11 protein-coding genes are annotated in these 13,506 nt (G+C 60.8%); 2 read left to right on the forward strand and 9 right to left on the reverse strand.

The window, feature by feature from the left end:
* Positions 1–55 precede the first annotated feature (55 nt).
* Positions 56–1,516 carry a M20 family peptidase gene (locus tag AC6R19_RS04815; RefSeq protein ID WP_500578528.1) on the forward strand — a complete coding sequence of 487 codons (1,461 nt, stop codon included), beginning with the start codon at positions 56–58 and terminating at the stop codon, positions 1,514–1,516.
* Positions 1,517–1,585: 69 nt separating this feature from the next.
* Here AC6R19_RS04815 and AC6R19_RS04820 read toward each other — a convergent pair whose 3' ends face one another.
* The 9 genes from AC6R19_RS04820 to AC6R19_RS04860 form a co-directional block, all read right to left on the reverse strand.
* Positions 1,586–2,131: a hypothetical protein gene (locus AC6R19_RS04820; protein ID WP_500578529.1), complete on the reverse strand. Its 546-nt coding sequence runs from the start codon at positions 2,129–2,131 to the stop codon at positions 1,586–1,588.
* Positions 2,132–2,572: 441 nt separating this feature from the next.
* Positions 2,573–3,226, reverse strand: a complete 654-nt coding sequence (locus tag AC6R19_RS04825) for a hypothetical protein (protein WP_500578530.1) — start codon at positions 3,224–3,226, stop codon at positions 2,573–2,575.
* Positions 3,227–3,589: 363 nt separating this feature from the next.
* Complete coding sequence (locus AC6R19_RS04830) at positions 3,590–6,454, reverse strand: ExeM/NucH family extracellular endonuclease (RefSeq protein WP_500578531.1); 2,865 nt, start codon at positions 6,452–6,454, stop codon at positions 3,590–3,592.
* 185 nt (positions 6,455–6,639) lie between these two features.
* The gene (locus AC6R19_RS04835) at positions 6,640–7,602 is read right to left on the reverse strand and encodes a low temperature requirement protein A (protein WP_500578532.1); all 963 of its coding nucleotides are present in this window, start codon (positions 7,600–7,602) and stop codon (positions 6,640–6,642) included.
* On the reverse strand, positions 7,530–7,814 hold the full coding sequence (locus AC6R19_RS04840) for a hypothetical protein (protein WP_500578533.1): 285 nt from the start codon (positions 7,812–7,814) through the stop codon (positions 7,530–7,532). Before AC6R19_RS04840 ends, AC6R19_RS04835 begins: the two co-directional genes overlap by 73 nt.
* 88 nt (positions 7,815–7,902) lie before the next feature.
* Positions 7,903–8,484 carry a peptide-methionine (S)-S-oxide reductase MsrA gene (gene msrA, locus AC6R19_RS04845; RefSeq protein ID WP_500578534.1) on the reverse strand — a complete coding sequence of 194 codons (582 nt, stop codon included), beginning with the start codon at positions 8,482–8,484 and terminating at the stop codon, positions 7,903–7,905.
* 126 nt (positions 8,485–8,610) lie between these two features.
* A complete protein-coding gene (locus tag AC6R19_RS04850) occupies positions 8,611–9,774 on the reverse strand; it encodes an iron-containing alcohol dehydrogenase (protein ID WP_500578535.1) in 1,164 nt (387 codons plus the stop codon).
* A 90-nt stretch (positions 9,775–9,864) separates the two neighbouring features.
* Positions 9,865–11,250 (reverse strand): aldehyde dehydrogenase family protein, encoded by a 1,386-nt coding sequence (locus tag AC6R19_RS04855; protein ID WP_500578536.1) that lies wholly within the window; start codon positions 11,248–11,250, stop codon positions 9,865–9,867.
* A gap of 134 nt (positions 11,251–11,384) precedes the next feature.
* A complete protein-coding gene (locus tag AC6R19_RS04860; protein ID WP_500578537.1) occupies positions 11,385–12,755 on the reverse strand; it encodes a glutamine synthetase family protein in 1,371 nt (456 codons plus the stop codon).
* 177 nt (positions 12,756–12,932) lie between these two features.
* On the opposite strand from AC6R19_RS04860, the gene ppa reads away from it, so the two are divergent.
* Positions 12,933–13,469, forward strand: a complete 537-nt coding sequence (ppa, locus tag AC6R19_RS04865) for an inorganic diphosphatase (protein ID WP_500578538.1) — start codon at positions 12,933–12,935, stop codon at positions 13,467–13,469.
* Positions 13,470–13,506: the final 37 nt, after the last annotated feature.

Here is a 13,506-nt window from a genome sequence, read left to right on the forward strand (position 1 = left end):
CGATAGGCAGATCCCGATGTACTGACAACGGATAAAAAAGATGAAAAAGCTTTTGATGGCAATCACGACCGCCGCCCTGCTACTGGCAGCCGTCGTCCTGGTGCGCACCGCCGGCTACAAGGCCGAGCCGCTCGCCGCAGTACCGCAGCAGAAGCGCAGCCTGGACGGCAGGCGCATAGCACAGCACCTGTCCGAGGCGATCCGCTTCCGCACCATCTCGTCGCAGCTGGAGCAGCCGCAGACCCGGGCCCAGTTCGAGGCCTTTATCGACTGGCTGGCCCGGACCTACCCGGAGGTGCACGGTGCCATGCCGCCGGAGCGCCTGGGCAAAAAAGGCGGGCAACAGTACACACTGCTGTTTACCTGGCCCGGCAGGCGCGCGGACCTGCCACCGGTGCTGCTGTCCGCCCACTACGACGTGGTGCCGGTGATTCCCGGCACCGAAAATGAATGGGAACACCCGCCCTACGAGGGCACAATCGACCAGACCCATATCTGGGGCCGCGGCGCCCTGGACGACAAGAGCGCGGCCATAGCCCTGATGGAAACCGCCACCGGCATGCTGGCGGAAAACATCCAGCCCGAGCGCACCGTCTATATCAGCCTGACCCACGACGAGGAGATCGGCGGTTACGACGGCACCGCCGCGGTGGTGGAAAAACTCAAGGATGACGGCGTGCAGCTGGCCTGGAGCCTGGACGAGGGCTCCTTCCTGCTGAGCGGCTTTATTCCCGGCGTCGACGAGACGATGGCCAGCATCAATGTGGCCGAGAAGGGCTATATGACCGTGGACCTGGTGGCCCGCGGCCAGGGCGGCCACTCGTCGATGCCGCCGCAAGAAACAGCCGTAGACATACTCGCGAAGGCCCTGGTCAAGCTGCGGCAGTCACCGCTGCCCGGCGGCCTGGAGGGCGTCAGCGGGAAACTGTTCGACGCCGTCGCCCCCCATATGCCTTTTTCCAAGCGCATGCTGTTCGCCAACCGCTGGCTGTTCGGCGGCCTGATCGAGTCGGCGCTGGAGAAAAACGCCGGCACCGCCGCCATGCTGCGCACCACCGTCGCGCCGACCATGCTGTCCGCCAGCGTCAAGGAAAACGTACTGCCGATAGAGGCCGTGGCCACGGTCAACCTGCGCGTCCACCCGCGGGACAGCATCGACGGCATCGCCGAACACCTGAAGGCGGCCATTGACGACGACCGGGTGGAACTGGTGCTGCGCCGCGGCCAGGCCCCATCGCGGGTCTCCAGCGCCGACGCGGAGGGCTTCGAACAGATTGCCACGGCCGCGCAACAGACCTACGGCCCGCTGATCGTGGCCCCGGGGCTCACCGTCGCCGGCACCGACAGCCGCCGCTACGAAACTGTCGCCGGCGACAGCTACCGCTTCAACCCGATGGTGGTCACCAGGGAGGACACCCACGGCTTCCACGGCACCAACGAGCGGATCAGTATCGAGAATATGGTGAATGCGACCAACTTCTACAATCTGCTGATCGCGGGGCACGACTCGGACTGAGAGATTGGTTGGCGACTGGCGTTTTATAGCGGCATCGCGGATTTGGACTCTTTTTAGCGTGCGGGTATTTCAGCCGAAAAAGAGCGTCGCCTTCTGCTTGTATTCATAGCCGAAGTCGGCGCTCGTCGTACCCGCAGCCTGGCCCCTCGCATCCGCCTCATCGCGGCGATTCCACGGGTAATCGAAATGGCCCAGCCTGACCATGGACTCAAACTGCGCCGCATCCTCCAGGGGGATACAGGTAAAGAAGAGCCCGTCCAGGGGAAAGCGCATCGCCCTGGGCAGCCTGGATTCCTGTCTCTTCAACTCGGGCAATATCTCTTTGTAATATTCCCTGATCGACGCACTCGCCTTGGAACCCCTGCGGTGCCGGCCCAGTGAATTGACCCCGATAAAGTGCTCGCCCAGCCTCTGCCTCATCGACCTCTCGTGCTTGCCGACATACATGGGGTAAAAATTGGTGGGGTAGCCAACGGCGTGCAGCCCGTAGGCCGTTGCCTGCCTGGCCATATAGGCGTCTTTTCGGAAGCCTATCTCATAAACGCCGCTTTTGGCCGGTGCGTCCAGGTAATCCTTCAGGGGGCGCAAAGGCTCCCAGGAAGGTCCGTTAACCATCTGTAACTCCTCCTTGTAAAAACTGGTAAATCCTATTCCGTTATCAATAACTAGGTTATGCAAATTTTTTCGGATAAAAAAACAACCCAGAGACGGCTTATTAAAACCCGGAATGCTGCTTGAGGGAAAGTTAAAGCTACAGCCTGACCACGAAATTGGCACAAAGGGGACGGATCTATTTTGCCATCAAGTTCAAACCACCCAACGGTCATTGCATTGTATGACTTTTTCGGCCCTCATATGTAACTACTCTCTCTGTAGGAACGGTCCTTGGCCGCGGTCGGATTCCACTACGAAGTGAATCCGACCGCGGCCAAGGACCGTTCCTACAGAGAGATATCGACACTCCAGTTACCACAGGGTGAGAAGTTACCTCCATATGGCCATTTTCTCAAAGGGAAAATACACGCCATAAATAGATCCGCCCTTTTCTATTTTTTTTCAGATCCGACGGGTCACATTCCTTAGATATATAACAGTGCCGCTGGCTCTCAGGTAACTCTGAGTATAAAACGCCCATGGTCTCCCCAGGTCGTGGAAGCCGAAAGTCGTGGATTTCAGTACCAGCGCACCATCATGATCGGTCATGTAATGTATGGGGTTGATAACATTCAGCTGATTCCCCAAAAGTACTCGTAGGCGGTTGGCCTGCTCATCTCGCTGGAACTGTCGAGCCCCATCCATACGAAACACACCCTCACGATTTGCGCCAAAACGGGCTTCGTTTGAGTGGGCGACGCGCACATTGCCACTGTTCTGTGAGCCAACGCCAAAGGAGCAGCCGTCCATGGTGGCCGTAAACATGAAGCGCGCACCGTTGCCCAACATGCAGCTTAGGGTTTGATTTTGATCGTAAGGACACCAGTAGGCAAAAAAACCCTCGGCGTCCGGGTCTCTTTCATTCTTTTTCCGAAGTATCCAAACCGGAATATCCGTGCCGTGCTGACGCCCGGTAGCTCCACCTCTGACCAGGCAAAATTCATGTATTCTGGCCGACCGCTGATCACGACCTATAGAATCGTGCGCGGGAACCACCAAGTTGGCATTCATAAACGCGATAGGATCTCTAAGAAAATCAGCTGTAGCGTAGGGCATAAAGATATCCTCCAGAAAGTTTTTTATCGCAAGGAGCGGTCCAAATCGAAATATCCTTTCATTCGCGATGCTTCTATTTTTGGCACTAACCGTTTATTGAACGGCGAATTCAGATATTAGGCTCTGAATCCACATCCAGACGCTTACCCCCAAATTTAGCCACGAATACCCAAATATGACCACATAAAGATGCCAACAGCTACCCGTTACCGAATTAGTACATAATTGCCATTCAATGGAAACAGCTTTATCGGCTGTCCGTCCTGTACTCAGGCATGGACATAGGCTGCCCGCTCTGACACCCATAAAAAACGAGCCCCAAAAGGGGCTCGCTTGCAAAGTGTTAACGCAGGAAATCCGGAGCTAGAACGACAACCACCAAAGCTTGCGAACCGAAACAGAGCGAGTAGCACTGTCCTCACGCCCCTCACTGTCGCTGACTATCAGGGAGATCTCGTAGTTGCCGCGCTGGTCGTAGCGGTGCCAGGCTCTCCGGCCCTGCATTTCCGTACCATCCCCGAATTTCCAGTGGAAACTGAGATTATCGTCATCGCCGTGGCGGCTGCGGTCCTGTACCCGAACCCAATTGAAGAAGCGCCGTACGGTGAAGCGCGCCTGGGGCCCGGCACCGCTATCCTGTACTACCAGTTCCCGCTCTGAACTCGCCTGCGCGCCGCCATCGTCCGCCACCTGCAGGGTCACGGTATAAGTGCCGGTCTTGCCGTAGCGGTGGCTGGGGTTCTGCTCGGTGCTGGTTTTGCCGTCACCGAAGTCCCAGTGCCAGCTGACGACAGTACCGTCGCTGTCGCTGCTGGTATCGGAGAACTGGATTTTCTTGCCCCTGCTCTCGGCAGAGAAACCCGCGACCGGGGCCGCGTTGCCGGCGGTCAGGTCCAGCTCCACCACCAGCGGGTCGTGGTCCGATGCGCGGTAGGGGTCGGCGCTGTAGAGGGAATCCAGCTGCGCTTCGCTCTTGTACTCGGTGTTGTAATCCAGTATCCGCGGCTCGTCGGCGTTGATATGCCAGTCGGCAACGCCGGTGACCAGCGGCGCCAGGGCGGCATTGGCGAGGGCGTGGTCCAGGTAGCCGGCCTGTGCCTGGTAGACATAGGAGTAGGCTTCGTCGCCGGCCAACTGCGTGACCAGGTTGGTATAGCCGGCGGATTCGAGGGCGCTGATGGGGTTTTCGCGCGCATAGCTGTTGAGGTCGCCCATGATCAGCACGCGCTCTACTCCGGTGCCGGCGGGATCGCTGGTGATCCAGTTGGTCAGGGCATCGGCGGCCTGGATGCGGGCCTGGTTCCAGCAGCCCTGGCCGTCGTCCTGGTCGTCGTTGAGGCTGCCATCGTTCGGGCAGCTGCCCTTGGCGCGGAAGTGGTTCATGGCGAGGGCGAGGGTTTCGCCGCTGGCGATCTCGGTAAAGGCCTGCAGCAGCGGCGGGCGGTTGCCGTAGTCGAAGGGAAATTCCTCGATGGTGGCGGCAGCGCCCAGGGGCTGGACCCTGTCACTGCGGTAGATGATGCCCACGGCGATGGCGTCGGTGCCGACCTGGTCCTGGCCGGGGTCGACAAAGGCGTAGGCCTGGCTGCCGGCGGCGGCATTGAGGCCGTTCACCAGGTCCTGGATGGCGCTGTCCGGGCCGTAGCCGTCATTTTCGATTTCCATCAGTCCGACGACATCCGCACCCAGGCCACTGATGGCGGCAATGACTTTGTCGCGCTGGCGCTGGAACTCCTCGAAAGTATCGGCGCCGCGGGAGGTGGGGAAGCCGCCGCCGTTGCCGTCGCCGTTGAAATAGTTGAGCACGTTGAAGCTGGCCACCCGCAGGCTGCCGGCGCCCGGCAGTGCCGGCGAGGCGGTGCGCTGGTTATCGCCGGCGAACTGCGGCGTTTCCACCGGGTGCACGCGATAGGCGCCGAAGCCGTAGCTGATGACGCCGCGCAGGCCGCTCAGGGTGTCGCCGGTGCGCAGGCTGTTGTCGGCGCTGAGGCCCGGGGCCGGATAGGGAACGATTTCCGGGTTCTGCACCCTGGAGCCGTCGTCGAGCAGTATGCGGTTGAGGTCGTTGGCGGCCTGCTGGGCCTGGGCCGCGGGGCCCGGCTCGGCGACGTGGGTGGGCTGGTAGAGGCGGCCGGCGGAGAGGCCCAGTTCGCCGTAGCGGCCCAGGTTGTAATTGTCGCTGACGGTCAGCGTCTGCGCGAAGTTCGCCAGCATGCCCTCGTAGCGCTCCGCGTATTCCGCGTCGGCAAACGGCAGGCTCACTTCCGCGGCGGTGACGCTGTGGCCGCTGCCGCACACGGCGACGCCATCCACTTGATTGAGTTCGGTGAAGTCGAAGTACTCGGTCACCACACCGCCGACACGCACAAGGTCGCCCACATTTACGTCCACGCCGAAGCCGTTGTCGTAGATGAAGAGGCCCTCGGAGCTGGTGTCAAGGCCGTCCTGGTCCGCGTCTTGCTCCTGCAGGAAGAAGCCGCCCAGGCCGCTGGCGGTATCCTGGAAATTAGCCACCACCACGGCTTCGATGACGTGGCGCTCGCCGGCGAGGGGACTGGCCGCGCCGCTGCCCTGCACGGCGCTGATCAGGGTGGCTGGGTCGCCGCACTGGCCGAGTTCGGCAGTGCCACCACCGCCGTTGTCACCGCCATCACCGCCACCACTGCCGTTGTGCAGGCCCAGGTCGGCAAAGCTGTCCTGGCCGGCGCTGGTCCATTCCAGGGACGGATCGAAGGCCCCGCTGCCGTCGGTGCGGCCGTCCGTCACATCGGCGTTGCGGATCAGCGTCTGGTTCGCGGTGCCGGTGGTGGCGTTGCCCCACTGGCTGCCCGGGTCCACGCCGATCTGGCCGATCACATCCACAGGGCCGGTGGGGCCGACGAGCGCCACCGCGTCGTCGCCATTGAACAGGCTGCCGCCGTAGAGCTGGTCGGCTACAGCCAGTATTGCGGCGTCGGCACTGGAGTGCGCCAGCACGAATACACCGCCGTCGGCCAGGCTGCCGCCCAGGGAAATATTGGTGCCGGGAGAAGTGGAGCCGTTGAAATAGACTTCCACCGCGTAATTGCCGAGGTCCACCGCAGCGCCGGTGCCGTTGTAGATTTCCACAGCCTTGTTGTAACTGCTGCCCTCGATATATTCGGAGATGATCAGGTCGCTGGCCTGGGCGGTGCCCGCCAGCAGAGACAGCCACAGCGACAGCTGCAGTGTTATTTTGCGTTTCGTCATTTTCTATCCCTGTCAGTTATTGGTGTTGTCGCGATTAACGCGGCGGATTCTGGACAGGGATTCCTAAGAATGAATGACGGAAAAATGAAGAATCCAAGTCAATTTTGTTGCAATGGCATAGGTGCGATTATCGTTGCGACCGACAGTGAGGTTAAACCCTAAAACCAGAAAATAATTCCAGCTTCTCACGAGACCTCGGTATTCAGCTGCTCATAAATTATCATACTGACCATCAATAGCGCCAACCCACCAATAATAAGCACAGGTGATAGATGACTGAATACCGTGGAGAACCCAAGAGAAAGTATCGCGACCATTATCCTTACCATCATTATTTTATCGAAGGGCATATTCCAGCTTAATCTGTTCACAAGACAGATTGAAACAAGATACAAGGGAACTGGAATAGCTATTAGATATTTCCCCACTGACTGAAGGTCAAAACCGTAAAGTGCGGAATTAGTTGCGATCTCACCTGCTGCGCCAAATGTCGCAACAGCAAAAAAAACAATACAATGCCCGTATCCAAAACAAAATGCATTAGATACTCTATCAAAATTTCGGATGTTGCTGAAATTCCAACTGAAATACGACCACCAAATGCAGCCAATAATAATATATGACAAGAGAGCCGTATAAAATGCTTCTGATTTTAGCGGTGGAGAAAAACCGACTTTTAGTGCAAACAAAGCCTCCCCGAGCATGATAATAGTGAATAAGCAGTAACGCTCCACCACGTGCCCCATATGGATAGGAATATCGGATGCTTTTGGTGCGTAAGCAAAATATGGAAGCACCGCGTGAACGGCCATTGCCACCCCCCATAGATAGTACTGTTGAGGGATGGGAAAAATCAGTGAAATGACAAATATAGCACTTGACAAAACCTTACCAAAGAAAAACTTAAAAGAAAAGGATTTCATATCCAGACTTGAGAAATATATCCGAAGCCATCCAGCGGCCAACAAAAGATTCAGCATCACGTACGCAAATACGAAGGAATAAGTAACCCCCTGTGCAATCCCCTTGAAAGATCCCGACAGGACCAAGATAAAAAGAACGGAACCAAGATATATTACTCGGTAGAAAACATCGTCGTTGTCAAAGAAAACTGCGTACCATGTAAGCTGATTCCACGCCCAGAACACCGCAAAAAATATAAGACAAAGCCACCAATGGAATGATCTTCCACCAGCATGACAGTAAGGCTTCGCATTGACACCACAAACGCCAGATCCAGAAAAAGCTCCAGCCAGGCCGCTTGGCGATGTCCTTCATCATTGCGAAGCACGACTGGTCGAAAAAGTTTATTCATTAAGCCCATAATTACCCACAAGCCCTGCTTCACGGCCAGGGACACAGCAAGGATTCTCCCGCAGGACTACTACCCTGTTTCCCGTACACTCTTTTTATTGGCGGCGCGCAGAACGCACCAGTTCCGGAGAAATCTAGCCGCCCCAGAGCTCTTCCAGACGCTGGTCACGCCCGCAGCGATAGCGGTAGAACTTGTAGCGAATCGGGTTGCGCTGGTAATAGTCCTGGTGATAGCGCTCGGCGGGATAGAAGGCACTGGCCGGAGTGATTTCGGTCACGATTTTCCCGCCCAGCTGTGCGGCCACCCGCTCCTTGCCGGCCTCGGCCAGTTTTTTCTCTTCGGCGTTTCCATAGAAAATGGCAGTGCGGTACTGGTCGCCGCGGTCGCAGAACTGGCCGCCGGCATCCAGCGGGTCCACATTGCGCCAGAAGACTTCCAGCAGTTCTGCGTAACTGGTCCTGTTCGCGTCGTATTTCACCTGCACCACTTCCGCGTGGCCGGTGCCACCGGCGGAGACCTGGTCGTAGCTGGGATCTTTTACGTGGCCACCACTGTAACCGGAGGTGGTCTCCAGCACGCCGTCGAGTCTGTCGTAGGGCGGCTCCATACACCAGAAACAGCCGCCGGCAAATATGGCGGTGCGGATATTCGGCGACTCCTGGGCGCCGGCCGCGGTCGCGGTCAGCAATAACAGTAAGGCGATCAATCCGCGCATGTTCGGTTCCTCTTTCTCTGGCTGTAACTACTCCCCCCTCTCCCTAGTCCTTTCCTCAAGGGGGAGAGGGGACTGTCGGGGTGAGTAGTTGCCTCAGGCTTGCTGTCGGGCAAGCGGATCGATTTGTTACAGGGCACCCTTGCACGCCCGCACAAAGATATCGCGGTAGCCCGTCGCATCGAAGGCTATCGGGTTGGTGCCGGCGGACGGATCGGACTCCGCCATGTGACCGACCTTTTCAGCCTGGGCGTCATCTATGCCGATTTCCTCCAGGCTATCGGGAATGCCGATCCGCTCGCGCAGTGCCAGCACCCAGTCGAGCACGCCGGTGAAGCCTGGTGCCGGCAGGTCCAGGTAGCGCGCCAGCCGCTCCATCGGTTCCTCGATGGCGCTGCGGTTGGCGAGCAGTACATAGGGCATCAGCACCGCGTTGAGCAGGCCGTGGTGGGCGTCGTAGAGGGCTCCCAGCGGGTGGGCCAGCGCGTGCATGGCACCGAGGCCGCGCTGGAAGGCGGTGGCACCCATGCTGGAGGCCACCAGCATCTGCTGGCGGGCTCCCAGGTCGCTGCCGTCTTCCACCGCACGCGGCAGGTATTCGTTGACCAGGCGCATGGCCTCCAGGGCGATACCCTCGGCCATCGGGTGGAAGAGCGGCGAGCAGAAGGCCTCCATGCTGTGGGACAGCGCATCCATACCGGTGGCGGCGGTGATCCTGGCCGGCAGGCCCAGGGTCAGTTCCGGATCGAGAATTACGATCGCCGGCAGCATTTTCGGGTGGAAGATGATGCGTTTGATCTGTGCATCCTCGTCGGTAATCACCGACGAGCGCCCCACCTCCGAGCCGGTGCCGGCGGTGGTGGGCACCGCGACCACCGGCACCATGCCGCTCTCGTCGACGCGCTTGTAGTAATCGCCGATATCCTCGAAATCCCAGATGGGCCGCTTCTGGCCGGCCATCAGCGCAATGGCCTTGCCGGCGTCCAGGGCCGACCCGCCGCCGAAGGCGATAACGCCGTCGTGCCCGCCCTCGCGCAGCACGGCCACGCCGTCGGCGATATTCCGGCCGTTGGGGTTGCCCTTGATCTGCGAGAAGACTTCGATCTTCAAGCCGGCGTCCCGGCAGATCTGTACCGCGCGCCCTGTTAACGGCAACTCCGCGAGGCCCGGGTCGGTGACCAGCAGGGGGTTGCGCATATTGAGTTCGCGGCAGGTGTCGGCGAGATCGGCGATGCGGCCGGGGCCTACGCGCATTGCGGTTGGATAGTTCCAGTTGTTGTGAAAGTTGGTCACGGTTTCCATTCCTGTTTTGGACTCTGTGGAGGTCGCTGCTGCCCCCTCCCCCAGCCCCTCCCCCGCAAGCGGGAGAGGGGAGCTTTCTTTTTAGACTTTTTTCAGGTGAAAGGACTTGGGCCGCGTCAGGTATTCGAAGCCTACGCCGGACAGGCTGCAGCCGCGGCCGGAATTCTTGACGCCGGTCCAGGCCAGGGCCGGGTCCAGGTAGTCGCAGCGGTTTAAAAATACGGTGCCGGTTTCGAGTCTGTCGCCCAAGGCCAGCGCGGCCTCTTCGTCGCGGCTGAAAATCGCCGCGGTGAGGCCGAAGTCGCTGTCGTTCATCAGCTCCAGCGCCTCGCCGTCGTCGCGCACCTTCTGCACCCCGACTACCGGGCCGAAGGATTCCTCGCGCATCAGGCGCATGCCGCCGTGCACACCGGTGAGCAGTTGCGGCGCCAGGTACTGGGTGCCGCGCCTGTCCAGTTCAAATTCACCCGCGTCGATATGCGCGGTTGCGCCCGCGGCCACCGCCTCGTCTACCTGCGCGCGCACGAAGTCGGCGGCCTCGGCGCGCACCAGTGGGCCCAGCGTGGTTTCGGGATCATCCGGGCGGCCGAGCCTGAATTGGCGCACCAGCTCGACCGCGCGCTGGACGAATTCATCGAACAGCTGCTCGTGCACATAAATGCGTTCGATACCGCAGCAGGACTGCCCGGAATTGAAATAGGCACCGTCGACAACCGTCTCCGCCGCGTGCTCCAGGTCCGCGTCGGCGCGTACATAGGCCGGGTCCTTGCCGCCCAGTTCCAGGCCGACGTGGATAAAACGGCCGGCGGCTGCGCGCTCGACCATCTCACCGCCGGCGACCGAGCCGGTAAAGGCGACGTGGTGGATTTCCGGCGCGCCGATCAGTCGCTCGGTATCGCCGTGGTCCAGGTGCAGGTACTGGAAGACGCCCTTCGGCAGGCCGGCTTCGCTGAAGGCCTCCACCATGCGCTCGGAACAGAGCGGCGTCTGCGCCGAGTGCTTGAGCAGCACCGCGTTGCCCGCCAGCAGTGCCGGCACCGCGGCGTTGACGGCGGTGAGGTAGGGGTAATTCCACGGCGCTATGACCAGGGAGACGCCGAGGGGTTCTCGGCGGATAAAGCGGGTGAAGCCGGGTTTGTCCGGCAGCTGGATATCGGCCAGGGCCCCTTCGGCGATGTCCGCCATGGTGCCGGCGCGCTCGGCGAAGCCGAGAATTTCCCCGGCGGCAAAGCGGATGGGGCGGCCCATCATCCAGCAGAGTTCCTCACCGAGTTTTTCCTTTCGGCCGGTGAAGAGGGCCACTGCCTGGCGGACTATCGCGATGCGCTCCGGGAGTGGGGTGCGGCGCCAGGCGGGTTGGGCTCCGGCGGCCCTGTCGAGGGCGGACTGGATTTCAGTTCCGGTTGCCAGGGGGCGTTCGACGTAAACGGAGTTGTCGATTGGGGAGATGCATCGCAATTTATTCATGATATTTCGTTAGGTAAAAGCATGGATTTGTAGGGGCGAACCTTGTGTTCGCCCTTGCGGGCCTGCAGCCCGTTGCCGAGCTGGAGCTCGGCGTTCCCAGAGCGGAGCTGGAGCTCCGCAGTCCCGAGTCCCGATCAAATGATTTCGAAATAGCGATCCAGCTCCCAGTCGCTGACGTGGCGGCGGTACTCGCGCTCCTCCCACTCGCGGCTGGCGGCGAAGTGCTCGACGAAGTCGCCACCGAACAGCTCCCGCGCCGCCTCCGACTCCCTGAGCCGCTGGGCCGACTCCCACAGGGTGCGCGGCAGGGCCAGTTCCTGCGGCTGCTTGAGCGCATAGGCGTTGCCGGCCACCGCCTCGCCCGGCTCCCACTGCTGCATCACGCCGTAGAGGCCGGAGCCCAGGGCCGCGGCCAGGGCCAGGTAGGGATTGGCGTCGGCGGCGCCGAGGCGGTACTCGGTGCGCTGGGAGTTGTCGCTGCCGGGAATCACCCGCAGCGCGGCGGTGCGGTTCTCCACCCCCCAGGTGGCGTCGGTGGGGGCCCAGAAGCCGGGCACCAGGCGGCGGTAGCTGTTGACCGTGGGCGCCATCATGCAGAGGAATTCCGGCATCAGCCGCTGCTGGCCGGCGAGGAAGTGGCGCTGCACGTCGCTCATATTCTGCGGCTGTTCGGGATCGTAGAAGGCGGACTTGCCCTCGCTGTCACGCAGGGACAGGTGGATATGGCCGCTCTGGCCCGGGTAGTCTCCGGACCACTTGGCCATAAAGGTGGCCATCAGGCCGCAGCGCTGGGCCAGCACCTTGAGAAAGGTCTTGAACAGCGCCGCCTTGTCCCCAGCCGCCTCGGCGCCGTCCACGGCGATGGCCGCCTCCAGCACGCCGGGACCCGTCTCCGTGTGCAGGCCCTCGAGAGGGAAGTCCATGCGCTGGCACAGGTCGAGGATCTCCCGGTACAGCTCCGCGTGCACCGAGTTGCGCAGCATCGAGTAGCCGAACCAGTCCGGGGTGAAGGGCTTGAGGTTGCGGAATCCCTTCTCGCGGGCGGAGTCCGGGGTCTCGTCGAACAGGAAGAACTCATACTCCAGCGCCGCCAGCGGCTCGAAACCGAGTCCCCGGCAGCGCTCGATCACCCTGCGCAGGGTCGCGCGCGGGCAGACCGCCTCGGCCGGGCCGTCGAACTCGGCCAGGAACAGCAGCATGTCGCCCTCGAAGGGCAGCTCGCGGCAGCTGTCGGGCAGTATGCGCACCGGGGCGTCCGGGTAGCCGGTGTGCCAGCCGGTGTAGCGGGCGTTGTCGTACAGCTGGTCCTTGACGTCCCAGCCCAGTACCACGTCGCAGAAGGAGAAGCCGTGTTCCAGGGAGGAGAGGAACTTGTCGCGGCTCATGTACTTGCCGCGCATGACGCCGTCGTTGTCGAACAGGCCCACCTTGACGTGACTGAGGTTGCGCTCCTCGACGATGGCGCGGGCATCCTCCGGGGTCTTGATGTCCCTTGGCTTGAGCATGGGGCCAGCCTCCCTGTTGTTATGGAGATGGTTGTTATGGCTGACTAACAGGATAGACCCGCCACGGCGATCTATGGCGCTAACCAATCCATCTAAGGGCGCCGCTTTCAGCGCCGCGGCCGAGCGTTTATAATCCGCGCTCCCAAATTTCCGATCACCCTTCAGTCAGGACCAGCAATGAGCTTCGACAAGATCCCCGCAGGTAAGGACCTGCCCAACGATATCAACGTGATCATCGAGATCCCGGCCAACCACGACCCGATCAAGTACGAAGTGGACAAGGACGCGGACGCGGTATTCGTGGATCGCTTCGTGGCCACCCCGATGTTCTACCCGGCCAACTACGGCTATGTGCCCCAGACCCTGTCCGAAGACGGCGACCCCCTGGACGTGCTGGTTGTGGCCCCCTACCCGGTGATGATCGGCTCCGTGATCCGCTCCCGCGTGATTGGCGTGCTGAACATGACCGATGAGTCCGGCGTGGATGCCAAGCTGCTGGCGGTACCCCACACCAAGCTGACCAAACTGTACGACCACGTACAGGAGATCTCCGACCTGCCGGAGCTGCTGATCAAGCAGATCGAGCACTACTTCGAGAACTACAAGGCGCTGGAGCCCGGCAAGTGGGTGAAGGTGGACGGCTGGGCCGACGCCGAAGCGGCGCGCGCCGAAGTATTGGCCTCCCGCGAGCGCTATCTGAAAGAGGAAGGCTGAGCTTTCCCAGCCCGATAAAAAACCGGCCTCGGCCGGT

It is taken from the genome of Microbulbifer sp. SE14 (assembly GCF_059834885.1).

Bases quoted from the DNA above. Each gene is read 5' to 3' on its own strand.
- msrA (WP_500578534.1), bottom strand. From the start codon at position 8,484: ATGCGCGGATTGATCGCCTTACTGTTATTGCTGACCGCGACCGCGGCC.
- AC6R19_RS04825 (WP_500578530.1), bottom strand. From the start codon at position 3,226: ATGCCCTACGCTACAGCTGATTTTCTTAGAGATCCTATCGCGTTTATG.
- AC6R19_RS04860 (WP_500578537.1), bottom strand. From the start codon at position 12,755: ATGCTCAAGCCAAGGGACATCAAGACCCCGGAGGATGCCCGCGCCATC.
- AC6R19_RS04820 (WP_500578529.1), bottom strand. From the start codon at position 2,131: ATGGTTAACGGACCTTCCTGGGAGCCTTTGCGCCCCCTGAAGGATTAC.
- AC6R19_RS04815 (WP_500578528.1), top strand. From the start codon at position 56: ATGGCAATCACGACCGCCGCCCTGCTACTGGCAGCCGTCGTCCTGGTG.
- ppa (WP_500578538.1), top strand. From the start codon at position 12,933: ATGAGCTTCGACAAGATCCCCGCAGGTAAGGACCTGCCCAACGATATC.
- AC6R19_RS04830 (WP_500578531.1), bottom strand. From the start codon at position 6,454: ATGACGAAACGCAAAATAACACTGCAGCTGTCGCTGTGGCTGTCTCTG.
- AC6R19_RS04855 (WP_500578536.1), bottom strand. From the start codon at position 11,250: ATGAATAAATTGCGATGCATCTCCCCAATCGACAACTCCGTTTACGTC.